General features: G+C 42.9%; 31 protein-coding genes. All 31 read right to left on the reverse strand.

The window, feature by feature from the left end:
- Window positions 1-17: 17 nt before the first annotated feature.
- Window positions 18-794, reverse strand: coding sequence for a flagellar hook-basal body protein (locus ACYQ2O_RS00395; protein WP_459795792.1), 777 nt, complete (start codon window positions 792-794; stop codon window positions 18-20).
- A gap of 26 nt (window positions 795-820) precedes the next feature.
- A complete protein-coding gene (locus ACYQ2O_RS00400) occupies window positions 821-1,600 on the reverse strand; it encodes a flagellar hook-basal body protein (RefSeq protein ID WP_346024800.1) in 780 nt (259 codons plus the stop codon).
- Window positions 1,593-2,309 carry a sigma-70 family RNA polymerase sigma factor gene (locus ACYQ2O_RS00405; protein ID WP_459795793.1) on the reverse strand — a complete coding sequence of 239 codons (717 nt, stop codon included), beginning with the start codon at window positions 2,307-2,309 and terminating at the stop codon, window positions 1,593-1,595. Before ACYQ2O_RS00405 ends, ACYQ2O_RS00400 begins: the two co-directional genes overlap by 8 nt.
- A 14-nt stretch (window positions 2,310-2,323) precedes the next feature.
- Window positions 2,324-4,402 (reverse strand): flagellar biosynthesis protein FlhA, encoded by a 2,079-nt coding sequence (gene flhA, locus ACYQ2O_RS00410; protein ID WP_459795795.1) that lies wholly within the window; start codon window positions 4,400-4,402, stop codon window positions 2,324-2,326.
- Between the two features lie 16 nt (window positions 4,403-4,418).
- Window positions 4,419-5,489 carry a flagellar biosynthesis protein FlhB gene (gene flhB / locus ACYQ2O_RS00415; protein ID WP_459795796.1) on the reverse strand — a complete coding sequence of 357 codons (1,071 nt, stop codon included), beginning with the start codon at window positions 5,487-5,489 and terminating at the stop codon, window positions 4,419-4,421.
- A 15-nt stretch (window positions 5,490-5,504) separates the two neighbouring features.
- The gene (locus tag ACYQ2O_RS00420) at window positions 5,505-6,266 is read right to left on the reverse strand and encodes a flagellar biosynthetic protein FliR (RefSeq protein WP_459795797.1); all 762 of its coding nucleotides are present in this window, start codon (window positions 6,264-6,266) and stop codon (window positions 5,505-5,507) included.
- Between the two features lie 4 nt (window positions 6,267-6,270).
- Entirely contained in the window at window positions 6,271-6,534 is a 264-nt protein-coding gene (gene fliQ, locus ACYQ2O_RS00425; protein WP_346024805.1) for a flagellar biosynthesis protein FliQ, read from the reverse strand.
- 76 nt (window positions 6,535-6,610) lie between these two features.
- Window positions 6,611-7,276, reverse strand: a complete 666-nt coding sequence (gene fliP, locus ACYQ2O_RS00430; RefSeq protein WP_459795799.1) for a flagellar type III secretion system pore protein FliP — start codon at window positions 7,274-7,276, stop codon at window positions 6,611-6,613.
- Entirely contained in the window at window positions 7,273-7,689 is a 417-nt protein-coding gene (locus tag ACYQ2O_RS00435; protein ID WP_459795801.1) for a flagellar biosynthetic protein FliO, read from the reverse strand. Before ACYQ2O_RS00435 ends, fliP begins: the two co-directional genes overlap by 4 nt.
- A gap of 18 nt (window positions 7,690-7,707) precedes the next feature.
- Window positions 7,708-8,196, reverse strand: coding sequence for a flagellar basal body-associated FliL family protein (locus ACYQ2O_RS00440; RefSeq protein ID WP_459795803.1), 489 nt, complete (start codon window positions 8,194-8,196; stop codon window positions 7,708-7,710).
- Complete coding sequence (locus ACYQ2O_RS00445) at window positions 8,183-8,995, reverse strand: flagellar motor protein MotB (protein WP_346024809.1); 813 nt, start codon at window positions 8,993-8,995, stop codon at window positions 8,183-8,185. Before ACYQ2O_RS00445 ends, ACYQ2O_RS00440 begins: the two co-directional genes overlap by 14 nt.
- Window positions 8,996-9,028: 33 nt before the next feature.
- Window positions 9,029-9,832: a motility protein A gene (locus ACYQ2O_RS00450; RefSeq protein ID WP_346024810.1), complete on the reverse strand. Its 804-nt coding sequence runs from the start codon at window positions 9,830-9,832 to the stop codon at window positions 9,029-9,031.
- Window positions 9,833-9,835: 3 nt separating this feature from the next.
- On the reverse strand, window positions 9,836-10,033 hold the full coding sequence (locus tag ACYQ2O_RS00455) for a flagellar FlbD family protein (protein WP_346024811.1): 198 nt from the start codon (window positions 10,031-10,033) through the stop codon (window positions 9,836-9,838).
- Window positions 10,034-10,108: 75 nt separating this feature from the next.
- On the reverse strand, window positions 10,109-10,999 hold the full coding sequence (locus tag ACYQ2O_RS00460) for a flagellar hook-basal body complex protein (protein ID WP_346024812.1): 891 nt from the start codon (window positions 10,997-10,999) through the stop codon (window positions 10,109-10,111).
- 78 nt (window positions 11,000-11,077) lie between these two features.
- Window positions 11,078-11,470 carry a TIGR02530 family flagellar biosynthesis protein gene (locus ACYQ2O_RS00465; RefSeq protein WP_346024813.1) on the reverse strand — a complete coding sequence of 131 codons (393 nt, stop codon included), beginning with the start codon at window positions 11,468-11,470 and terminating at the stop codon, window positions 11,078-11,080.
- A gap of 1 nt (window position 11,471) precedes the next feature.
- Window positions 11,472-11,897, reverse strand: a complete 426-nt coding sequence (locus ACYQ2O_RS00470; RefSeq protein WP_091480955.1) for a hypothetical protein — start codon at window positions 11,895-11,897, stop codon at window positions 11,472-11,474.
- Window positions 11,898-11,912: 15 nt separating this feature from the next.
- Entirely contained in the window at window positions 11,913-13,334 is a 1,422-nt protein-coding gene (locus ACYQ2O_RS00475; protein ID WP_346024814.1) for a flagellar hook-length control protein FliK, read from the reverse strand.
- A 25-nt stretch (window positions 13,335-13,359) separates the two neighbouring features.
- Window positions 13,360-13,797 (reverse strand): flagellar export protein FliJ, encoded by a 438-nt coding sequence (gene fliJ / locus ACYQ2O_RS00480; RefSeq protein ID WP_346024815.1) that lies wholly within the window; start codon window positions 13,795-13,797, stop codon window positions 13,360-13,362.
- Window positions 13,798-13,809: 12 nt separating this feature from the next.
- Window positions 13,810-15,126, reverse strand: a complete 1,317-nt coding sequence (gene fliI, locus ACYQ2O_RS00485; protein WP_346024854.1) for a flagellar protein export ATPase FliI — start codon at window positions 15,124-15,126, stop codon at window positions 13,810-13,812.
- A gap of 5 nt (window positions 15,127-15,131) precedes the next feature.
- Window positions 15,132-15,908 (reverse strand): FliH/SctL family protein, encoded by a 777-nt coding sequence (locus tag ACYQ2O_RS00490; protein ID WP_459795804.1) that lies wholly within the window; start codon window positions 15,906-15,908, stop codon window positions 15,132-15,134.
- Window positions 15,892-16,887: a flagellar motor switch protein FliG gene (gene fliG / locus ACYQ2O_RS00495; RefSeq protein WP_346024855.1), complete on the reverse strand. Its 996-nt coding sequence runs from the start codon at window positions 16,885-16,887 to the stop codon at window positions 15,892-15,894. The genes ACYQ2O_RS00490 and fliG overlap by 17 nt, the downstream gene beginning before the upstream one ends.
- 54 nt (window positions 16,888-16,941) lie before the next feature.
- Window positions 16,942-18,549, reverse strand: coding sequence for a flagellar basal-body MS-ring/collar protein FliF (gene fliF / locus ACYQ2O_RS00500; RefSeq protein WP_346024817.1), 1,608 nt, complete (start codon window positions 18,547-18,549; stop codon window positions 16,942-16,944).
- 35 nt (window positions 18,550-18,584) lie between these two features.
- On the reverse strand, window positions 18,585-18,899 hold the full coding sequence (gene fliE, locus ACYQ2O_RS00505; protein WP_346024818.1) for a flagellar hook-basal body complex protein FliE: 315 nt from the start codon (window positions 18,897-18,899) through the stop codon (window positions 18,585-18,587).
- Between the two features lie 29 nt (window positions 18,900-18,928).
- Window positions 18,929-19,369, reverse strand: coding sequence for a flagellar basal body rod protein FlgC (flgC, locus tag ACYQ2O_RS00510; RefSeq protein ID WP_346024819.1), 441 nt, complete (start codon window positions 19,367-19,369; stop codon window positions 18,929-18,931).
- An 18-nt stretch (window positions 19,370-19,387) separates the two neighbouring features.
- Complete coding sequence (gene flgB / locus ACYQ2O_RS00515) at window positions 19,388-19,768, reverse strand: flagellar basal body rod protein FlgB (protein ID WP_459795805.1); 381 nt, start codon at window positions 19,766-19,768, stop codon at window positions 19,388-19,390.
- A 520-nt stretch (window positions 19,769-20,288) separates the two neighbouring features.
- Window positions 20,289-20,654 (reverse strand): flagellar export chaperone FliS, encoded by a 366-nt coding sequence (fliS, locus tag ACYQ2O_RS00520; RefSeq protein WP_346024821.1) that lies wholly within the window; start codon window positions 20,652-20,654, stop codon window positions 20,289-20,291.
- A 14-nt stretch (window positions 20,655-20,668) separates the two neighbouring features.
- Entirely contained in the window at window positions 20,669-21,034 is a 366-nt protein-coding gene (locus ACYQ2O_RS00525; RefSeq protein WP_346024822.1) for a hypothetical protein, read from the reverse strand.
- Window positions 21,035-21,047: 13 nt separating this feature from the next.
- A complete protein-coding gene (gene fliD / locus ACYQ2O_RS00530; protein WP_346024823.1) occupies window positions 21,048-22,457 on the reverse strand; it encodes a flagellar filament capping protein FliD in 1,410 nt (469 codons plus the stop codon).
- A gap of 5 nt (window positions 22,458-22,462) precedes the next feature.
- Complete coding sequence (locus ACYQ2O_RS00535) at window positions 22,463-22,846, reverse strand: flagellar protein FlaG (protein WP_346024824.1); 384 nt, start codon at window positions 22,844-22,846, stop codon at window positions 22,463-22,465.
- A gap of 124 nt (window positions 22,847-22,970) precedes the next feature.
- Window positions 22,971-23,780: a flagellin N-terminal helical domain-containing protein gene (locus ACYQ2O_RS00540; RefSeq protein WP_346024825.1), complete on the reverse strand. Its 810-nt coding sequence runs from the start codon at window positions 23,778-23,780 to the stop codon at window positions 22,971-22,973.
- Window positions 23,781-23,927: 147 nt separating this feature from the next.
- Window positions 23,928-24,860: a flagellar hook-associated protein FlgL gene (flgL, locus tag ACYQ2O_RS00545; protein ID WP_346024826.1), complete on the reverse strand. Its 933-nt coding sequence runs from the start codon at window positions 24,858-24,860 to the stop codon at window positions 23,928-23,930.
- Window positions 24,861-24,862: the final 2 nt, after the last annotated feature.

Below are 24,862 nucleotides of genomic sequence, written 5' to 3' on the forward strand. Positions count from 1 at the left end.
AGTTTTTCTTAGTTTAATTAAGTGAACTGATTGATCAGTGAGTATATTTCGTCTGTGCTCTGCATCACTTTTGAATTAAGGGAATAGGCACGCTGAGACATGATCATTTCCATCATACTCTGAGCCAGGTCTACAGTGGATTCTTCCAGGTACCCGCTCATGATCGTACCTACGCCTCCCTGATCCGCATTTGATATCAGCAGGTCAGCGCCTTCTGCCACTCGGTACGTGTTGGTTCCTGCCGGTTCGATATCACTTGAGTTAGCGGGAAGAAATAGTGGAATCGAACCGACTACTGTCGACTGTCCGTTGACTAGGCTGAGTATGTCGCCATTTTTGTCGATGCTGACTGTTCCTCCTGCCCACTGGTCAGCCGGTACAGTCAAGTTAACTTCCAGCAAGTCCCCTCTGTCATTAACGAGCTGGTTTGTGTTATTTAAATGAAAAGCCCCATCTCGTGTCAGCAGCCGTTCGTTGTCAGCATTACGGATCCCGAAGAACCCGTTTCCTCCAATAGCTAGATGATAGGTGTCTCCTGTATGAGCCAGCCCACCCTGGGTGTAACTGTCTTTCGTTCCGGCAATGCGCACTCCAGTATTCAGTGAAAGAGGATCGGCATTTTCAGATAACCTTACATCCTGTTCAGTCACCGCATTATGCATGAGCTCACTGAACTGAACATACTTTTTCTTGAATCCAGTTGTATTGACATTTGAAATATTATGGGCAACATGGTTCATTCTATGCTGCTGCGCCTGCAGGGCACTTTTAGAAATACTATATGGTATATTCACTAGCTCTCCTACCTCCCTTTATCAGATTATGTCCGTCCGACTTCCTGAGTCGCCCGTCTTAGTGTTTCATCGGCAGACTGCAGGACTTTCTGGTTGGCTTCAAATTCTCTCGAGATCTGTAGCATATCACTCATCACATCGACCATATTGACATTTGATGATTCCACGTAGCCCTGTTCGATCGTGAAGCCATTTCCTGCAGGTGCTCCGCCGTCACCTTGGAACAAAGTCCCACCAGCACTTGTCAGGCCGGTTGGATCATCAAACTGGGTCATGTACAGGAACTGTGGCACGTTACGGTCATTGGTATAGACAAAGCCATTATTGCTTACTGTGAATGCTTCTTCGAAATCAGTTCCCACCATGATCGGAGACATGCCGCCGTTCTGCTCGATTCCCATGACGAGGTATCCTTCCTGGGTGATCAGCTGTCCGTCGGCATTCACGGAAAAGTTCCCGTTTTTTGTATAAAGGAGTTCACCTGCATCATTTTGCACGGTGAAAAAGGCGTCGCCGTTGACAGCCAGATCAGTTTTGTGATCCGTCAGCTGCAGACCGCCTGATGAAAAGTTTCGTACGGCTTCGTCCAGCTGGTTGCCGAAGACAATTGATCCGACATCTCTGCGTCTATTCGATTCAGGCCCTCTAGTGTAATTATGTACATCTGTCTGTTCAGTGGTACTGGTCATCAGCTGCTGGGACTTGTAGCCTGGCGTCATCGTATTCGCTGCATTTGTCGCCAGATTTTTCTGTTTCTGGGTCAGGACATTGAAGCTCCCTGACACAGTATCTAGACCTCTAATCATGTGCATAGTCCTTTCTCATCACTTCTCTTAGTTTAAGGAGAGCTTTTCCGTGGATCTGGGAAACCCGCGGTGTTGAAATATCATAAATGTAGCCGACTTCTTTCATGCTCAGTTCTTCAAAGTAAATGAGCTGAAGAATCTGCTGTTCTCTTTCAGAAAGAGTCAGAATGGCTTCTTTCATGAAGGAAAGCTGCTCTTTTTTAATCAGTTTTTCTTCCGCTTGAACTGCCGATTCATCCTTCATGACTTCCATAATGTTCGTTTCACTGGACGAATCCTCGAATAGAATATCATCAAGGGAGACATCCGACAGCTGGTGAACCGTTTCATAAATCTTCTTCAGGTCAGTATCAGTGATACCCATCTGCTGACAAATTTCTTTTTCTGTCGGTGTTCTAAGCAAGGTCTGCTGCAGTGAATTGATGGCATCATAATACTCATTGACTGCCTTGATTTTATTGCGGGATACCCTGGATGTCTTTCTTATCTCATCGATGATAGCACCTTTAATTCGCATGTAGGCATAATTGATAAAAGGGACATTTAAGGCATCATCATACTTCTCTATGGCTTTCATCAAGCCAATCACTCCGATATTGACCAGGTCTTCATGTTCGTATTCTTTGTTATTGATTTTCAGTCCGTGAACCACTTTATGTACAAGCGGCATATACTGCATGACCGTGTCGTTTCTCAGCTGCTCTTCCATGTTCTCCCTCCATTCTAATTCATGCTTACCATTCCAGTGCTCTCGATCGCACATTCATTAGGTATCTCATTTAATGACAGGACAGTCAGGTCCGGAAAATTGAACGACAGCAGGTTTCGCATCGCTGGTCTGATTTTCGGTGAAGTCAGCAGGACAAAAGGAATCCCTTGAGCCGTCAGCATGGCACTCTGCTGATTGATGCTGTCAAACAATTGATTGACTTCCTGAGGCTGCAGCACAGGTATCGATCCTTGCGTCGACTTCTGAATGCTTGACCCCAGACGTTCCTCGACTTCAGGGTGAACAGCCAGAACATTCAATGTGTTCTGATCATCCATGTGTTCTTTGACAATGGTCCGTTTAAGTGCCTGTCTGACATATTCTGTCAGTGTTTCATGTTCTTTTGTCGTGTTGCCGTAATCGGCCAGTGTCTCCAGAATCGTGACAAGATCCGTAATAGTCACACCTTCACGAAGCAGGCGCTGAAGGACTTTCTGAACGTCGCCCAGCTGCAGGATATCAGGAATCAGTTCATCGATAACAACGCTGTAATGCTCTTTCAGCCCTTCGAGCAGTTCCTTGACTTCCTGGCGGCCTAACAGTTCATCCGCATTCTGCTTCATCACTTCTTTGACATGTGTAACTAGAACGGTTAACGGGTCAACCACAGTATAATCATGAAGTTCTGCAATTTCCTTGTTTTTCTCTGTTACCCAGAGCGCATCCAATCCAAAAGCAGGTTCTTTTGCGTCGATCCCGTCGATTTCCTCTTCCATCCCTCCTGGTTCAACGACCAAAAACATATCGGGATAAAGGGTCCCTTGGGCAACTTCATTTCCTTTTATCTTAATAACATAATCATGCTGCGCCAACTGCAGGTTGTCTCTTATACGGATGGGATTCAGAAGTATTCCCAGTTCATAGGAAAGCTGCTTACGAATGGCCGCGATCTGGTCGGTCATGCTGGATTCCTGATCTTCATTTGCCAGCGGAATCAGACCATAGCCAATCTCAACGGCAATACGGTCGACCTGAAACTGAGAAGCTGATTCCTCGACGGGTTCTGCCTCACGACTCGCTGCTGCCTGAAGGTTTTGAGCTGCAAGATCCTGTTCAGTGGCTTTCTGACTTTCACTGACAAGATAACCTGCGACGAACAAGCCAGTAGCTAATAGAATGAATGGGAAGAACGGAAAGCCAGGTGCCATGGCAAATACGACCATCAGAGTACCAACGATATACATGACCTGAGGTGTATGGAACAACTCCCCACCGATCGTATCTCCGAAGGCTTTTTCATTAGCTGTTCGGGTAACCAGGATACCGGAAGCGACTGATATCAGAAGCGAAGGGATCTGACTGACTAGACCATCCCCGATAGTCAGCTGACCAAAGTGAACCAGTGCTTCCCCTATCGTATAGTCCCCTTGAAGAGAATGAATGGCAATCCCACCAATCAAGTTGATCAGTGTGATAATGATTCCGGCAATGGCATCCCCTTTGACGAACTTACTGGCACCGTCCATGGCACCATAAAAGTTGGCTTCTTTTTCAAGGTTTGAACGTCTGAGTTTTGCCTGTTCTTCAGTAATTAGACCACTGTTCAGGTCCGCATCGATTGCCATCTGTTTGCCGGGCATGGCATCAAGTGTGAAACGGGCTGATACTTCCGCGACTCGACTGGCTCCGTTTGTAACAACCATGATCTGAACAACGACGATGATCACAAACAGGACAGCCCCTACAATGTAGTTATTACCTGCTACAAAGCTACCGAACGTATCAATCACTTGTCCGGCATCTCCCTGACTAAGAATCAGTCGGGTCGAACTTACATTCAGACCCAACCGAACCATTGTCGTAATCAGGAGCAGGGTCGGGAAACTCAGAAAGTCCAGTACAGAGTGCGTAAACAGAGTTAGTACGAGAATCGTTATGCCTAATGATATGTTCACAACTAAAAGGAAATCTAGTATAAATGTGGGCATTGGGATGATAATGATCCCGATAATAGAGACGACGACAAAAGCAATGATTATATTTAAAGTGTTGGCTAGTGCCGCTTTACGTTTAGCTGCCATCGGGTTGTTCATAAGTACTCATCCTTTTTTATATCTTGTGTTTTCTGCTAGCTTCTGCCTGGAAGATCAGTGCAAGAATTTCTGCGATTGCTTCATACATGTCAGTAGGTATTGGATCCATTGGTTCAACTTGTTTATATAAAGCTCTTGCGAGCGGTTTGTTTTCAATAATCGGTACGTTTTCCTGCCTGGCGAGTTCTCTCATCTTGAGTGCCATATGGTCCTGACCCTTGACTAAGACGACTGGGACCTGATCTTTAGTCTGGTCATATCGGACGGCAATAGCAAAGTGAGTCGGGTTGGTGATTAGAACAGTTGATTCAGCGACGTCTTTTATATTTCCAGCTAGCATATCTCTGTAGCGCGCTTTACGCTGAGATTTAATCTGAGGGTCCCCTTCCATCTCCTTGTACTCGTCCTTGATTTCCTGCATGGACATCATCAAGTTCTTTTTATGGTCGTACCTCTGGTAAACATAGTCGAGTATGCCCAGGATAGCCATGAAAACGGCTAGACGAAAGGCCAGCTGACTGACCAGCTCGATCATTAGAGGAAAGATGGCAAAGGTGCCTACTCTACCTGCATTCAAGATGACAACGGCTGACTGATAAAGTGTATAGACTGTAAACCCTACGACAATAAACAGTTTCATCAAGTTCTTCACCAGTCCGAACAGTGCCTTTTTACCAAAGATATTCTTGAAGCCACTGATTGGATTGATTTTGCTAAAACTAGGTTTTAAGGGTTCTTTCGTAAAGAGAAAACCTACTTGAACCATATTTCCAACAACTCCAGTGCAAAAGGCGATGCCTAGAAACGGTGCAGCTAGAACGATGAACCAGATGATGGCATTCATTCCCATTGCAGGCAGTTCATGAACCACCCGTGCCGGATCATTCCCGAAACGAAGGGATTGCTGCAGATAGACATAGGCTCGTTGAAGGACATACATGGCCAGAGCAGTAAAGCCTAACGCAAAAAGCCCGAATGATATGGCCGATGACAAATCCTGACTTTTCGGCACCTGTCCCTTCTTCCTCGCTTCACGGAGTTTCTTTGGGGTGGGTTTTTCTGTTTTTCCATCTTTATCTGCCGCCATCAGTCATCGCCTCCTTTACTGAAGAGAATACAGCCATTCGTTCATATATCTGATCATGTCTGGAAACAGGGCCCCTATGTTTCTCATGAGTAGTGGTACAAAGAAGAACATGAATACCAGACTCGCCAGTGTTTTCATCGGCATCCCCAGTATCAGTACGTTGATCTGAGGAACTGTTCTGGATATCAGAGCAAGGGTTAACTCAGAAAGCAAAGCGACGATTATAAGTGGGATAGCAAGTGAAATGGCTGCGGCAAACAGATGGCCGAACAGACGCACAATGCCTTCCATACCAATATGTGAAAGCATGACTTGATCCGTACTAATTGGCGCCCAGGTAAACGATTCAACCAGTGTTGTAATGACTTGGTGATGAATATTTGCTATGAAAAAAATCATGATTGAAATCCAATAATAAATCCGTCCATAATAGGATGCGTTGACTCCCAGAGATGGATCATACATTGCTCCCATAGAGAAACCGACCTGAAAATCAACGAGGGTTCCGGCAATCTCAACTGCCGTAAAAAACAGCAGCGTAATATATCCAAGTGCCATACCAATAAGCAGTTCTCTTATTCCCAGCAGTAAAAAATTTCCCATGGTCAGTTCAGCTGTAAACGCTGGAACAGCACCTATCACAGGTAGCGCTAATCCAGTCGACAGTGCCACTTTACTGACAGTCGGAAAGGACGAGTGTGAAAATCCTGGGCTGATCGAGATGAATACGGTCAATCTGATCATGATCAGTAGAAATTGCTGTACTTCTCCTGTCATGCCATCACAATCCTGCGATGATCGAGAAGAGTCGATCCGTGAAAGCCACTAGTGTATTCAGCATGAAATTTCCGAGAAGGACAAGTGTCAGTAAGATAGCGAAAAGTTTAGGTACAAAACTTAATGTCTGTTCCTGAATCTGAGTCGTTGCCTGTATAATACTGATGACCAGTCCGATTACCAGTGCAGTGATGAGTACCGGTCCACCTACTCTGATGAGAACCAGGAATGCATCCTGGAGGACATCTAAAACATTTTGTGTTGACATATGTATATCCTTTCATTGTTACATCTCAGATTGGTACAACCGATCACATTTGTAATGAATTTACGAGAACTTTAATTTAATAAAAACTTCCAATAAGTGACTCGACCACCAGATACCACCCATCAACCATAACGAACAGCAGAAGCTTGAATGGCAGAGAAATCATCACTGGAGAAAGCATGAACATCCCCATGGACATCAAAATACTTGCCACAACGATATCGATGACGAGAAACGGAATGAAAATTAGAAAGCCAATGGTAAATGCTGTCCGTAGTTCACTGATTGCAAAAGCCGGAATGACCGTGAATAACGATAGATCTTCCGGATCTTCAGGGAAATCATCTCCGCTCAGCTGAACGAAGAGTTCCAGATCAGTTATCCGTGTCTGGTCGAGCATGAACGTCTTGATCGGTTCCTCTGCAATATCCAGCGGTTCTTCTCTTGTAATCTCCCCTGCCAGCATTGGCTGCAAGGCCTGCTCGTTCACTTCCTGATACACTGGACGCATGACGAATACTGACAGAAAGAGAGCCAGACCGATCAGCACCTGGTTTGGTGGACTCTGCTGTGTTCCTAAAGCATTTCTTGTAAATGACAGCACAATTATTGTTCGTGTAAAGCTTGTAGTCAGTACCAGAAAGGAAGGGATCAGTGCGATCAGAAAAAGCAGAAGATATAAGTTGACGACTTCAGACGTGTCGTTAGTCAGCGTCAAAGCGTCTACCAGATTTTCTGTCATGTCTTGTGTGTTCCTTTCTTCTGAAACTCTGTGTACTGTTTCTTCCACTTCTTAATATATGTAGTGAGCGTGGCCAACCTCTTACTTGATAATGAAGCGACTTGACTCGTCAGCTGTCCTGCTTCATGACTATGATGCTTCTTAGCCAGACGCTGCTGGATCGCTTCCTTTTCTTCATTAGTAAATGTCTTGATGACCTCATTAGAAGTTTCGGAAATGCTCATCAGCATGTATTCCGACTCGACTTGAACAATGCAGAGAGAAGAAGATTTGGAAACCTGTACCCGCTCGATTATTTTTATGACTTGGCTCGATGGCTGCTGGATGCCGTTTAGTTTCTTCAGCAAGAAATTAGCTAAAAACACAATCACAACCAAAGCTGTAATCATCTGGAAAATATCCATTATATCCATTTCCTCATCTCATCTCTCTTATTTTTGAATCAGTATATTCGTCACATAGACGTCTTCTATCAGTTCATTATCAAAAGACTGATTGATTCTGTCTTTGATCTGATCTTTGATGATGAACTCGCCATCTTTTTCTTCCATAATGGTAGAAACTGACTGACTTGATACAACGTGAATCACAGCATCTCTTACTTTTGCGATATCGGTAGCGATTATTTCTGATGCGTCATCATCCATACTCGTGACAGTGATCTCCATTCTGACGATCGGCTGACTTCGAGCTGTTTCCCCTTTAACATTTACTATAAATTCATCCAGTGGGATGGCAATCTCGGTCGCCTGTGCTTCATTTAACGACCTGAAGCGGCTCATCAGTGATTCCTCTCCTGGTTCACCAAAGACTGTGATTCCTATTCCCATACCAGCTACAAGGACAATCACCCCAGCTACGATCCCTATCACTAAGTTTCTTACTTTTTTCTTTTTCGACTGTTCACTATTCTGTGCCACTTGGAACTTCCTCTCTGTCATCATGAACAATTACAATGTTAACCCGACGATTAAGCGCCCGGTTCGCTGCCGAATCATTCGGTACGATCGGCCTGTATTCCCCGTACCCACGGGCAGACAAGCGAGTTGGTTCAATGTCATGATTTTCGTACAAATATCTTAATACGGTCACTGACCTGGCTACGGACAGTTCCCAGTTCGTTTCGAATCTTCCTCCACCCGTTGGAACATCATCTGTGTACCCTTCGATAATAACTTCATTGTCAAAGAGCTCGAACAGTCCTGACAGACGACTCAACGTTTCCTGCCCATTATCTTTCAGGTCGGCCAAGCCAGAGTCAAACATGATGGCTTCCTGGATATCTATATAGACACCTTCCTGATCTCTTGATAAGGTGACATCAGCTTCAAGTCCTTCTTCTTCGAGAAAAAGATTAACGGTGTCATATAATTCAAGAACTTGTTCAGGAACATAGTTCGGGTCTATAGGTGTTTCTTCTGCTGAAACTTCTTCCGGATCCATACCCTCATATTCATTGAGGTCGCCATACTCTTCAAAATCCAGATCTCCAACGGTCTCTCCGCTGTTATCCAGAATTGAATCACTGCTGCTTCCAGCAATAGCTATACGCAGCGATTCTGCTGCTTCTCTAAAGCGTTCTTCATTTACCATAGACATTGAAAACAGTAAAATAAAGAATGTTAAAAGCAAAGACATTAAGTCAGAAAAGGTTGTCATCCATGCAGGGGAACCCGCTGCTGCTTCTTCTTTTTTAACTTTAGTTCGTTTCCTAGCCATCTTTTTCTCCTAACCTTAATACATATCAAAATCTTAAAATTCTTGAGCTACTTCTACAGATTTTTGCTCTTCTTTTTTTCTTTTCTTGTCAGTCTGAGACAAAAAGCTCTGAAGTTTCTGTTCAATTACTCTAGGGTTGTCTCCTCTTTGAAGAGCCAAAACCCCTTCAACAATCATTTCATTCGTTTTCATTTCATTGGCCGTCTGAATTTCCAGATTTTTTGCAATCGGCAGAAAGACAATATTAGCCAGAAGACTCCCATAAAAAGTAGTTAGTAAGGCAGTAGCCATTCCTGAACCAATCAAAGCAGGATCCTGCAGGTCTCCAAGCATGGCAATCAGTCCGATCAAAGTTCCAATCATACCAAAAGCAGGAGCATACTCTCCCCATTTAATGAATACTTGCTGGCCAACAGAGTGTCGATCTTCAGTTTGTTCCAATTCTACGTTTAAAATTTCTTCAATCGTATCGATATCTGTTCCATCTACAACCATTTCCAGTCCATGGATCAAAACAGGATTATCAAGATCTTTAATCTCATTTTCAAGAGCCAGTATGCCTTCTGTGCGACTCTTTTTAGCTAAATGAGTTAGCGTTTCAATCAATCCCCAGCGATTTTCATCCGGTGCAAACATGAGCATTTTCAATAATGCAGGAACTTTTTTTAATGTGCTTAATGGAAAACTGATCATGATGGCTGATAAAGACCCAACAAACGTTATAATTAAAGAAGGTCCATCAAAGTATCGAAGCAAGGAACCGTCAGCTGCCATTGAGGCAAATATTAATCCGAGACCTACTACTAACCCAATAACGGGTAATAAATTTCGTTTCACTTCTTACACTCCCATCGATGACTGATAAATTTTTTGTTTAAATACTATTACTTTTTCGGCAATTTCTTCAGGTGTATCCAATACTCTAAGTGTTTTATGATCCACAAGAGTAATCAGCGTATCAAAATCCCGTTCTATTTTTAATATACAATCATTGTTCAGGTAAAATTCTTTTCCTGAAACTGTTCTTAACGCAATCATATTAAGCCTCTTTTCAGTCTGATTAAGTAGTCAGGACGGTAAGCCATTAATCGGTTATCCGTCCCGGCTTATCAATTAACGTTTCAGGTTGATCAGTTCCTGCAGCATCTCATCTGACGTAGTAATGCTTCGGCTGTTGGCCTGGAAAGCACGACTCGCAACAATCATTTCTGTAAACTCTGTTGCCAGATCGACGTTTGACATTTCCAAAAATCCAGAACGAACGACACCGAATCCGTCATCAGAAGGTCCACCAAACTGAGGAACACCTGAGTTAGCAGATTGGTTATAGATATTCTCTCCTGCTTTTACAAGGCCATCCGGGTTGGAGAAGTTTGAAAGGGCGATTCGTCCAATGACATATGCATTCCCATCGCTGTACGTTCCAAGAATAGTCCCGGTACTGTCAATACTGAAGCCCTGTAAAGTTAAGCCGTCTCTGACCTGAGGGATAGATAGTGCTGTCAGTCCGCCTTGAAGACTAGTATCCTGGTTGTAAGAATCAGCAGGTACTAATTCTCCATTAGCTGCTGTATATCCCATCAGACGGAAACCGTTTGATGTCGTAAGATTTCCTTCATTATCAGTATAGAATCCGCCGTCACGCGTGTACTGCATCAGTCCACTTTGACCACCATCCTGGCTGACAACAAAAAATGAATTGTCCCCGTTTTGAATACCGAAGTCAAGTGCACGTCCGGTAAACTGAAGTGAACCACCTTGCATCATCATGTCAGTCGCTGCAACTTGTGTTCCGAGTCCCACCTGCTGAGCATTTATTCCGCCTCGGCCGTTATTGTTCGGGCCTTGCGCATTGGCATTAGTCTGAGAAATCATATCCTGAAAACGGACACGCTGGGATTTAAATCCCGTTGTATTCACATTAGCGATATTGTTAGCTATAACGTCCATTTTAGTTTGCTGGCCTTTCATTCCTGTAATACCTGAGAACATTGAATTTAACATGTGATTTCCTCCATTTTTAAACGTTTCTGAATCGGTCGGTCATCAGAAAAAAGCGTCTTTTCAGTCCGGCTTTTACGTTTATCTATTTTTGTTTATCTGTATTGCGCTGTCTATATTAGTGACATCATTCATTTCGTTTGCTTTTAATGCAGTTATAACTGTTTTATTCTTGATGCTGGCAATGAGAGCCAGATCATCGTAGAGAATCAGTGACTGCCTGGACCCTTTTGCCTCAAGCGTTTCAACAGCCTCTTCCAGTAAATGTAAATCATTCTGGTTCAGTTTGAAGCCGTGCTGATCGAGACGCTTCTGAGCATGATTCGAAAAGGTCACACCTTCAGTGAGGGTACTGCTTTCTCTGATAGCTTCTTTCATAAATGACTGGAAAGCAGGATCTATTCTGCGATCAGATATGTCTTTATGATTGTTGACAGGTTTAATCGGGTGATTTCCTTGTATGGGCTGTACCATCTTACTGGCTCACCTCGATGACATCGTTCATCTGATATAACTTTCCGTTTACCATTAAAGTGGCGTAGCCTTCATCGAATCTGACTTTTTCTACAGCTCCTTTTACAAGCTGGTCTTCTTTGCCGGCTATGGTTACCTGTTTTCCGACCAGGCTTAGTGCCTGCTGCTGCTGGTTCATCAGCATACTCGTCTGCATGGTGTCGTTCAAATCATTAACAGCGTTCAGCATACCGAACTGGACCATTTGTCCAATATAATCTGTCTCAGAACCGCCGCCGCTTCCCTGTCCGTCAAATGAAGGCATACTCATGGCATTTGCTATGATATATAAAAACTGCTCCATATCAAGATCAGAATTCTGACGTGTCTCTGCTTCTGGCTGGATCGACTTTAAAGATCCGATCATCATATTTGATGGAATAGTCATGATCTGCTCCTTTTCTTATGCATATAAATTTAGTCCTGTTCTCTCAGTTTCTGAGTCAGTTCCATTATCTTTTTCTTCATTACTTTCTTTTACAAGTCGACTATCGTATGACGTTTGTGAAGCACTTGATGACTGCTGCTGTGACTGCTGATTAAACTGCTGACCGGATTGTGCAAATGTGTCTGCATTCTGATTGAAAACGGCAGATGGTTCCACAACTGAAAACTCAAACTGATTCATAAAGATACCCTTCGTTTCCAGCGGCAGTTTCAACTGATTCCATTGCTTCTCCATCCACTCTTTTGATTCTTCAGAGCTGAAAACAAGCTGGCCACTTATCCCATCTTTGGTATAAATCAGTTCAATTTTTACTTCTCCTAAAGTTTCTGGAGTAAGAGTTAAAGTAGAGTTATAAATCTTTTCTCCACTTTTTTCTGTACTGACAGTCATCAGCATCTCACTTATCACCTCAAGACTCTGTTCCTGAGTTACTGGTGTTGATGGCTGTGCCTCGACTTTCGGGCTGTCCTTGACTATCTGTTTATCTGTAGATGCTATTTGAGAAAGGTTCTGTTCTAAAGACTTCATATCGATTGAACTATTCTGAGTGTCAGACTCTTTTACAGAAGAATTTATAGTTGGTTCAAAAATCAAATCTTTTTCTTGGCCTTCCATATCTTCTGTGGAGTTTTCTGACTGCACCGTCATTCTTTCTAATGAATCATTTTTCTGTTCTCGTGCACCTTCTAGATTGCTATCAAAGTCAGACGGATTTTTCCGTGCCGCTGTCTGTTCATACTCGACTGAACTAGTTTTAGAAGATATAGAGTCAATTGATGTTAATTCATTATTATCATCTACTTGCTTATTATCTGAATGAGCTGGCTTAGATGCGTCATTAAAAGCATCCTTTGCAGATTCTTCAAGTCTTTGAGTGCCGTTCAGCGATATATTTTCTGTCTCTACATATTGAATGTTTTCACCAGTACCTTCTTCTATTAAGATATCCACTTCTTTATTTAAGACAGAAGGATCTTCATTAATCTGTGAACCAGTTAAATCTGACTGTGAAATCGTACTGATTACTTTGGGAGTATTCAGTACCTCTTGAGTATCACTTTCTTCAATGGTTTGATTATGTAGGGCAGTGATACCTAATTCGACAGGCAGCTCTTCCAGACCTTGATGAAGTCTGACGAAAGGATGAATGAGTGTAAAATCTACTTCTTCCTCTTCTGTAAGATCCTCGATTTCTTCAGATTCAAGCGGTGTCTGGGACGATTCACCTTTTAAATCCTTAGAGTCCTGAGTGCCTTTCTGGGTAGAAAATTTTTCCATTTTTTTAGAGAAAAGCGTCTGATCCACATCAGAAGATTCATTATTTTTAACACTGAGTGTCTTTAAATGGGTTAAGGCTGCGATTTCTATCGTATTCACCTCCCTTCACTGTCACTTATGTAATTTAAAACAGGGATGGTCTGCCGTAAGTCAGGGTGGTCAGTTCATCCAGCTGGGACTGTTCTTTTTTCTTTTCTTCTTCCTTAAAGCGGTAATGTTCTTTTTCATCCAGTTTCTGCATGACCTTCTTGTCTCTATGGGCTAGCTGGAGACCGAGTCTAGCTTGTTCAAGCTCCTGCTCCGCTTTCTGTAGAGACAGGCGCTGCCTGATGATTTTGTCATCAAGCAGGTCTTTGTATAGACTGTGACGTTTCAGATGATCGATGCTGCTTTTAAACAGGTTCTCACTTTTAAGTCGTCTGCTTTCAGACACCATTTTGTCAAGTCTGGCCTGCTCCATTAGGACGGCATCTTCTTTTTCCTTCACGACCCGCTGGGCTTCTTCTTCCAGGTCTTCCCGCCAGTCGAGTACTTTTTCCATTGAAAAACGGTAATTCTGCATTCAATCTACTCCTTATCTTATCGGCTGATTATTCAGAACAGCTCGCATAGCCTGAACTGTGTCTTCAAAGTCATACGATTCTGACGTCTTCTGTTTTAAGAATGATTTGATTGGCTGGTTCAGTCTGATCGCCTGGTCAACAATCGGATTGGACCCCTGCTGGTAAGCACCCACGTCGATCAGGTCTTTGGATTCTCTATAAGTGGCCAGGTTTTCTCTTATTTTGCCTGCCGTTTCATCATGACTGTCTGAGACGAGTTCTTTCATTAATCGACTGAGACTGTTTTGAATGTCGATTGCCGGATAATGGTTCTCTGAAGCGATTTGTCTGGAAAGGATAATATGCCCATCCAGAATCCCTCGAACAGAATCCGCAATCGGTTCATTCATGTCGTCACCCTCAACCAGTACTGTGTAGAAAGCCGTGATTGATCCTGATTCGGCGTTTCCGCTACGTTCCAGAAGCTTTGGCAGAACCGTGAAGACGGAAGGCGTATATCCTTTAGTGGTCGGCGGTTCGCCAGTAGCCAGACCGATTTCACGTTGTGCCATAGCGACACGAGTAACTGAATCCATCATGAGGACAACTTTCTTACCCTGGTCTCTGAAATATTCGGCGATTGCAGTTGCAACGTATGCGCCTTTAAGTCTGACTAGTGGAGGCTGATCGGACGTGGCTGCGACGACGACGGATTTCTTGTAGCCTTCTGGACCAAGGTCATTTTCAATGAACTCCAGAACCTCCCGGCCACGTTCCCCGATCAGTCCGATAACGATCACATCAGCGTCGCTGTATCTGGCCATCATGCCCAGGAGTGTTGATTTACCGACACCGGATCCGGCGAAAATCCCCATCCTCTGTCCTTCGCCAACAGTCAGCATGCCGTCGACCGCTTTAACACCGGTCTGCATGATCGTATTGATTCTTGGCCGCTTAAAGGGATCTGGTGAGGCCCGGTTCACATCATAAGTTGCAGTGTTTTCCAAAGCGTCCTGACTCAGTGGCCGGCCCAGTCCATCGAATGTTTTGCCCAGCATATCGGGACTTACTTCTATTTTAAGTGCTTTTCCAGTAGGCCGAACAAGACATCCGGGACCGATGCCGTCCAGATCATCCAGAGGCATCAACAGAACCGTTTCATCGACGAATCCAACGACCTCACTTAATACCGTCTTCGATCGGGACTTGATTTCGATCTCACAGACTTCACCAATAAAGGCGTCAAGACCATCGACTTTTATTATCAGTCCTATGACCTGGCTGACTTTCCCGTGCTTCAGTGCCACGGCCTTTTTATTCAACGTTTCATGATATAACTCGAATGGAATATCGATCAATTCATCTCACGTTCTCTTTCTTTCATCTCTTCCACCATAGTTTCCAGCTGTTTTCTGACTTGAAGATCTACAACTTTATGTGCACTTTCAACGATACAGCCCAACGGGTCGATATTGTCATCTCCAAAAACGACAAATCTGACACCTGGATAATTCTTCTCCAGCATAGGCAGGCGTTCTCTCAACTCTTTCCTCTTTGAAGAATGCACAGTCAGACTGACGTAATCCTCTTTCCGGTCAAGCTGATGAAGGACTGGATGGACCAGTTCCATAATCCCGTCCGGCGTCAGGTCAAGCTGTTCCTGAACGATTTTCTGAGCCATGTGGATCGCAAGCGAAAGCAGGCTGTCTTTTTTATCCTGAATATACTCTTCAATATTAAGCTGAGCTTCTGTGATCATGGCTCTTGCCTGACTCATCAGCTCCTGGCTGTCCGCTTTTCCTTTTTCGAACCCCTGGGACTGTCCTTCCCTAAATCCTTGTGTAAAGCCGTCATTTCGACCGGCTTCGAATGCTTCCCGATACGCCTCTTCTTTCAGACGGGCGATTTCTTCTGCAGCTTCCTGAATCATGATCTCTTTTTCAGTCTGTGCTTTTTGAATAAGCTGAGAACTCTTCTGCTTAGCCTGGGCCAGTTCATCAGCGGCTTCCTGATTATAGCCTTCGTACTCTTCAGCCTCTTCTTCGTACTGATAAGCTGTATCAATGATCCAGTCGCTGTCCTGTCTTGCGTTTGCCTGAACAGATTTAATAATCCTACTCGATGATGGCATCTTGATCGCCTCGCATAATGTAAATTTCCCCATACTCATCTAAACGGCGGATAACCGTGACCACATTCTGCTGGGCTTCTTCAACCGCAGACAGACGGGCAGGTCCCATGAACTGCATATCCTCTTTAAGGGTTTCCACTGCCCTGGTGGACAAGTTGTCAAAAATAAAGTCACGCAGCTCGTCGGACACCCCTTTGAGCGCCAGGACAAGATCGTCGTTGCTGACTTCTCGAAGAACCTTTTGAACATCGCTCTTCTGTAAAGAGATGATATCTTCGAAAGTAAATAGACTTGCTTTAACTTCTTCAGCCAGTTCAGGCTGACGTTCTTCCAGTTCACCGACGATGGCTTTCTCAGTAGTACGGCCGACCTGGTTGAGGATTTCGACCAGTGTCGATACACCTCCGACATTTTCAGTGTCGTTTTCAATATATGTAGAGAATTTACTCTCAATGACCTTTTCAATTTTTTCGATCACAGCTGGGGATGTACTGGTAATCGTACCAATACGTTCTGCGATTTCCGACTGTTTTTCAGGGGGGAAGTTAATCAGAATCTGAGCCGCTTTATCCGGCTGCATATAACAGAGGATCAGTGCGACTGTCTGTGGCTGTTCGCCTAAAAGCAGGTTAGTCAGCTGGGCAGGGTCGGCTTTTCGAGCGATGTTGAATGGCCGCTCCCTCAGTTGAATCTGGTTCAGCATGTCAATGACTTCTTTCGCTCTCTGAGTCCCTAAGGCCTTATTAAGCAACGTTTTGGCATAATCGAAGCCTCCATCAAGAATATATTCTCTGGCCTGGGACATTTCCAGATACTCATTAATGATGTCTTCTCTTTCCTTCTGACTGACGTGATCGATATTGGCGATCTCATAGCTGACTTTTTGTATAAACTTATCCGGCAGCTGTTTCATGATCTGCGCTGAGGTTTCAGGCCCCAGCGAGATCATAAATATAGCTGCTTTGCGTATGCCGTCCATTTCTTTAGAGGATGCTAATTTTTCAGTTGTTTCAGCCAATTAAGGACACCCTTTCTAGTCTTTTAACCAAACTTTCATTAATTCAGCAGCCAGCTCAGGGTTCTCTTTTGCCTGAGTGCGAACGCGGTCTTCTTTTTCAGACATAACTTTGTTCTTATGCTGAAGCACTTCGTTTTCTTTGTCGATCTGTTCGATCGGATCCACTTCCGGTACAAGTACTGGCTCTGGCTGGATAGCTTCCTGAACTGCCATCTCTTCAGCCTGCTGAGCTTCTTTTCCACGTTTCAACAGTGTCAGAACTGCAATAGCCACAATGACTAGTACTAAACCAAGTGACATAAACAACCAGCTTGATGTCAGGAAGTTCACTAGTTCATCCATAATGCCGTCTCCCCCACCAATTGCCAGATCTTCACCTTCAGCAAATGGTAATATCTCAACGGTTACATCTCCAGGGAGAGGAATCTCTGCCTGATTATCCAGCCCAAGTGCACGACTGATGATCCTGCTGATCTGCGGTTCTGCAGGTACAACTCCAGCATTCTGATTGACAACCACTGATGCATTGATTGCTTCGACTACACCTGGTGCACGGACATAGCGTTCAGTCACCTGATCCAGTTCATAGTTGATTGTCCGGTCAAGAGAAGATGACAAATCTTCATCTCCATCTTCGGCAACCGGCATTTCTCCACCGGCTATTAGTCCGGCCAGCATATCTCTCGCCCCGTCAAAACTCTCTGTCTGACTTCTTATAAGGCCTTCTCTGTTTTCATCATCTTCGCCCGTCATCGGAGCAGTGAATTCAATGCTCTCACCTTCAATGACATCAAAGTTCATCGACGCATTGACAACGACTCTTAAATTGTTATATCCATAGACAGGTGCCAGAAGAGACAAGATCCGTTCTTCCAGATCTTTCTCATACGACCGCTTGATTCCCTGCTGGTTAGAAGATAAGTCAGCTGGGGAAGCCATGCCTTCCCCAGCTGATTGAAGGAACCCGCTCAACAAATTGCCGTTCGTATCAACAATCTGAACATTTTCCATAGGCAGTCTGTCAACAGCTCCCGTTACTAGAGACGCAATCCCCTGAATGTTCTGCTGGGAAACGGTTCCCCTTGTCTGAACGACTATTGAAGCAGACGCTTCACTTCGATAAGCCGGATTCTGGAAAATGCTGTCTTCTGGTAGAGACAGCATGACTTTCGCAGAATCGATTTGCTGCAGCGAAGAAATAGAGCGTTCAAGTTCTCCAGTCAGTGCGCGCTGATACATAATCTGACGGTCATCATCCGTTGTCATCATATTCGTATTATCAAATATTTCAAATCCGGTCGAATGTTCGGGCATCATCCCGTTCACTGCCAAGTTAATTCTGTAGTTATCTACTTGCTTCTCGTCAATCAGAATCGTTGTTCCGTTATCCTCAAGACGGTAGTCCATATTCTGAGCATTCAGATCTTCTACGATTGCACCCGCATCAGCCTCTTCCAGGTTGGAAAACAGAACAGTATACTGCCTTCTTTGAGTGAAGTAGCCGATCGTGCCCAGTAAAATCAGAGCAACCGATACAAGAATGATGAGGCGTTTACGTTTTTTTTCTTCTAGCTGCTGCCACCCATCCTTAATCGATGTGCCGATGTCTTTTACTTTATTCATTTATGACTCTCCCTCTAAAAATAACGTTAAATAAACTAGAACTGCATATTCTTTATTTCGTTATATGCTTCTAAACATCTGTTTCGCATCTGTACTGCGACTTCTAGAGAGAGTTGAGCTTCGGTTGTTTTAATCATTACTGTATGTAAGTCGTCTGCTGTACCATCGATCAGGGACTGAACGGCTTGTGCAGATTCAGCTTGCTTCCCTTCCAGGGTCATCAGAGAATCTTTCAAAAGGTTGGTAAACTCTGCTGGGTTTGATTCTTCTGTATTTACAAGATTATTTGGTCTTGCATTGTTGACTTGATTGAGCGCTTGTGTGTATAGCTGATCCATTGGATTGATCACATGTCATACTCCTCTAGTATAATTATTTGTTAGCCTTGTCTGCCGATTTCTAGTGCACGCTTCAACATATCTTTGCTGCTGTTGACTGCTGTGACATTGGCATCATAGGTGCGGATGGCGGTCATCATATTGACCATTTCATCGGCCATATCGACATTCGGGTAAACGACGTAGCCTTCTTCATCAGCGTCCGGATGATTCGGTTCAAACACGATACGAACATTCTCTTCATCGGCCTCGACTCCGGTAATACGCACACCCGCACTTCGAGTAGCCGTATCGCCTGTAAAGCCGGACGTCATCCGCTTAAGGTTTTCTTCAAATTCTACAGTCTGTTTGATATAAGGTCCTTCGCCATCTTCAGTACGTGTTGTATTCACATTGGCAATATTAGTCGAGATCGTATCCAACTTGAACCGCTCAAGAGTCAGTCCGCTGGCATTGATCTGCATTGAATTAAATATAGACATTAGTTCTGCTCCTCATCTTTAACGTAATACAGAACGAATCGTTCCATAGTGATTACTCAACTGAGTCGTCAGTGCCTGATAATAGATAGCATTGGCAGACAGCTCAGCCATCTCTGTATCGATTGCGACGTTATTTCCATCTTCTCTTACACGATTTCCAGTCTGTTCTTTAATTTGAGGACTGACAGCTGATAAGTCCGACACGCCGAAATGATTATCGTGTGTACTTCTCATAGCTGATCCGTCCATCGTTTTCTTCAAGACATCTTCGAATTCCACCCGTTTAGCTTTATATCCAGGTGTATTAACGTTTGAAATATTAGAAGAAATCATTTCCTGTCTCATTGAAGAAGCATTTAAAGCATTCTTGATTAAACTGACATTGGCTCCAGTAAACATATTTTCACCTCGATAAAATAACACATCTGTATAAATATACTAATTATTTTAGCAACGTGGATAATTCTATCGAACAAAATCACTAGCCGCAACAGGTTTTTTTACATAAAACCGCTTTAGTATGGTGATTTGTGACATCTTATTTCTTTTTAATTAAAATTGTAACTTTTTTCATTCATCTCTCAAATATCGTTTGATACTCAAAAAGGTTATCAGACCAACAAAAATACTAAACCATGTGAAATAGAATAGCACTAGTTATGGTTAATTTCGTCATACTTTTTTTGTGATAAATGATTATATATTACTAATTGTATATTATGACATTTTTGTGAACGTGCACTATTTTTAAATGTTCAATGATTTCAGTTAACTCTCTACTAAATAATATTACCCATCTATTTTAAAAATGATGAAAAAATTGATGAATCGTCAATTCTTAGTATTATTTCAATAACGTTACGTACGTAATTCTGTAGACGCTATGAGAACCGGTTATAAACATACAAAAAGACCAACATCAAATGCTGGCCCAGGCTTCCAGAAGTTCAGACATCAAGTGACGTGTTTCTGACATCTTCTTCTGGTCTTTATCTAGATTGGCTTGTATCAATTGGCTGAGAATAAATGAGTACAATGATTGAAGTTCACTGGCAATCGCGTTTTGACCTTCCTGATGGTTGAGTGACACCATCAGTTCAGTTACAATATCCTGTGCTTTGATCAGATTCGTGTTCACTTTGTTGAAGTCTTCTTTTTCGACGGACAATTCTGCCAAACGAATGAATTTGATGGCACCTTCATAGAGAAGGACTACCAACTGCTTAGGTGAAGCTGTTTCGATCTGATTTTTCTTATATACTTTTGAAGCAGATGTATAACTCATAGCTTTTTCCTTTCTTACACTTCTCGGTCGACGAAGAGTGACTCTTCCTTGTCCATATAATGGCTGACTACTTTATCTCGCTTATTAACTTGCTTCATTTGCTTAGACAGCTCTTTTGACTCTTTCTTTATGATTGTGATCAGATGCTCCTGAGCTGAAATGACCTGCTCGATAAGCTGTCTGTTATTTTCAGTAAAGTTCGACATTTCATCTGAAGAAAGATCCTTATCCAGTTCGATGATTTCTTCAATGGTAGCTTGATTTTGATCCAGAACGTCCTGAGCGGAATCAGCTGACTGATCCCAATTGACCAGACGATCCAACATCTCCTGAAGGTGCTCTTTTTTTAGTGTGAATATCGTACTTGTACTCGGTGTCATCAGCTGTTTCTCCTTAATTATTCTGATTCATACCTAACTGACTGAACATGAAATTCATCTGAGACTCTGCTCGCATCATAGCTGTATCAAGAGCAGTAAACTGTCTGATATAACGGTTTCTTCGCATCTCCAGGCGTTCTTCAAAACGAGTAATACGGTCATTTACATCTCGTATCATACGGTCGAATGTGTCGCGTCTAGATTTAATGATGCCATTGGAGCTGGAAATATACTGATTGACGAATGTACGCATATCTTGAGAGAAGCCTTTGCGTTCTGTACGCGTATTAGTTACAAGATTTACTTCGTCATCTTCTATTGTCTCAATTATACGTTCACTGGACGAAAAGAATCGCGATACTTCATCAGGATTGTTCCTAACTTGCTTATCCAGCACAGTACGATCAAAACTGGCTGTTCCGTTACGGTCGATGGTTACGCCTAGACCCTGTAGTCCATTTATAGATGTCCCATGTGATTTTGAACTAGTCATCATAGACCGCAGACTTGATTGAAGACGCATCAGTGTCCCGTCTCCAGTTAACATTCCGGTCTGGTTGTTTTCTGCTGAAGGATCACCAACGCTAAGCTGAGACCTGATAAAGCTTTGTGTTGAATTATACTGGTCAACGAACTTTTGAAGGGCTTCTGCCGCTTTATCCAAATTCTCGGTAACTGAGATCACTGTAGAGTCATTTTCATTGTGTACATTAGTCAGATTAAATGTCAATCCTTCAATGACGTCATCAATGGTATTGGAATAACGAGTAATAGATAAGCCATCTATCGTAAACTTGGACACTTGTCCAATAACTGCTGTTACGCCATCAAATCTCAAATCATTCGCAAGTGATCCACCGACCACAAGGGTCTTTTCGCCATATTCAGTATGTGTAAGGATTAATCGATTATCAACAATGGATGATCTTATTCCCGAGTTAGCTGTAGAGTTGTTGATTTTATCACTTATCGAACGCAAACTGTCAGTCTCATCTATCTCTATCGTTTCAGTTTTATCTTCACCGATTTTTAAAGTGATTTCACCTTTAGTCAGTCCAAGAGCTGTACGTATGTCTCCGTCCTCAGGAATATTAACTTTTCCACCTACCAAACGCGTTTGCGTGGCTAATTGCTGAACTTGAACACGGTAATGACCAGTTGCTGCAGAACTGGTCGCAGTTACTCCAACGTTAGATGGACCAGTCATTTTCACTGACTTAGAATTAAAAGTATCTGGTTGCTGAAGATCTTCCAGACGCTTATATAAAGAATCCAGACGGGTATTCATATCTCTCCATGCATTTTGAGACTTCGTATACTTTTCTTTTTGTTGAGTAAAACGAGCGCCTCTAGCTCGTTCCGCCTCCATAATCTGTTCGACCATGCTCATATCTATACCTGAGTATAAGCCCATTACGTTCATTTATTTCACTCCGTTCTATCTACTACAACGCCTGCCCATTGCCATATACCTGCAATGACATCAAGCATTTTTTCAGGTGGAATTTCTCTAATTACTTCATCAGTGCCTTTTTCTACGATTTGAACGAGTGTCCGCCCGGTACCTTCATGTATCTTAAATGATAGGTGAGCATTAACGCGCTGCAAGACATTTTGGGCTTCATCCACCCATTTTTGCACCTGCTCTTTAGCCGGTTCGTACTGTACGCGGTCGAAAGAGGTATCGATTCCTTCCACAGCTTTAATAGGCTCCACATAACGGTCACCAGAATAGGATACCGCACTTTTATTTGAATGTAAAACCCGGTCGATCGTTTTAATTGCATCAATAGACTCAATACGCTGACTCATTTAATCCAGCTCCTCTGATAAAGTAATAGTTTTCATATTGCTCACTATGTAAAACAGAACCGAAGCAGCAACCCACCGCTTCGGTTCTGACTAAAATTTAATACTTACTATCCAATTATCGGAATTATCCCAGTAATTGTAGAACCCCTTGAGGCATTTGGTTAGCTTGTGCAAGCATAGCAGTTGAAGCTTGAGAAAGGATGTTGTTCTTAGTGAATTCCATCATTTCTTCAGCCATATCAACGTCACGGATACGTGAGTTAGCTTCAGACAAGTTTTCTTTAGTTGTAGTTAGGTTGTTGATTGTGTGTTCTAGGCGGTTTTGAGTAGCACCTAGTTCAGAACGTTGTTTAGATACAGTAGTGATTGCTTTATCTAATGCAGTGATTGCAGCAGATGCATCTGTTCCCACATCAAGTCCGGTAACATTTAGTCCTGTAGAAGACATGTCAGCAATGTCTAATGTCAAGGTTTCACCAGAGTTTGCGCCGATTTGAAGTGTCAAACCTTGGACACCAGCCCCGTCTAACAGTGTCGTACCGTTAAACTGAGTTGTACCTGCGATATTATCGAGTTCTGCAACTAATTCATCCATTTCAGCTTGGATCGCTGCTAAGTCTTCATCAGCGTTTGTGCCGTTGTTTGCTTGAACAGATAGGTCACGCATACGGTTAAGAATTGAATGAGTTTCATTCAATGCGCCTTCAGCTGTTTGAATCAATGAAATCCCATCTTGAGCATTTCTAGTAGCTTGTCTAAGACCAGAAATTTGGTTTTTCATTTTTTCAGAGATTGAAAGTCCTGCTGCGTCGTCGCCTGCTCTGTTAATCCTTAGTCCTGATGATAGTTTAGCCATTGAATTACTTCTAGCTCCGTTTGCTTGTGTCAAACGTGAGTATGTATTCATAGCTGCTGTGTTTGTATTAATACGCATATTGTTTTCCTCCATTTGTGTTTGTTTTTAAGGCTCATCGCCTTCTACACTTACTATCGGAAGGACCCTATCTTTGTTAAGTCATTTCTTTAAGTTTTTTACTTTTTTTGAAAAAAAGACCAAAGCCATTGGCTTCAGTCAATTTTATTAACGTACATAGTCTAGTATATTTGTCTGTAGTATTCTTGTTCCCATATTTAAAGATGCCTGGTAGGAGACCATCTGCATAGAGTACTTCATAAATGTTTCAGCCAAATCTATATCTTCAGTAGTTGATCGTGTGGTTTCCAGGTTTAAATACTCTGCTTCATTACGATCTCTAGCTGCAATCAATCGATTTTGAATGGCACCAATATTTGTTCGCTGATTAACTGTGTTATTTATAGCTCTGTCAACACCACTTAACAAACGACCGCCTAATGCTTCGGTATCATCAGAATCTAGTGCCTGAAATAAGTCAGAGAATAAGGCATTTAAATCTTGTGCATTACCTCCATCATCCGTAAAAGCGTTAAACAACTTAGCCCCATCAGTCTGCAGCTCTACCATCACACCTCTACCGATTTTCTTAGACACATTACCATTCGGAGCGCCATCGGGATTGTTGAATACCAGTTCAAACCCACCATTTTCTTTATTAACTGAAAAAGGTTTGTCAGAACTAGCTTGTCCACCGAAAATATAGCGTCCGCCAAAGTTTGTATTTAAGGAGTCGACCATTGTTTCGACTTCACTCATAATTTCAGCTTTTATCGCTTGTCTGTCATCAGTGTTAAATGTCCCATTTGCAGCCTGCTGGGTCAATGTGTAAATTCTTTGAAGTGATGAAGTCATGCTGTCTAGCGCTGAATCCTGAACGTTTGTAAAATCGATGGAATCACTAATTGTCGTTTTGTACTGCTGATTCTGCTTGATTTCATTTTTCAGATCAAGAATTTTTGATACCCTTAACGGATCGTCACTCGGGCGGTTGACTTGTTTCATTGAAGACAACTGCTCCTGATATCGGAAGACACTGTTTGAATTTTTGTTTAGATTTGATAAAAAACTTTGAGACATTAAGGAGTTAGTTATTCTCATTT

Source organism: Alkalibacterium sp. m-11 (genome assembly GCF_054658155.1).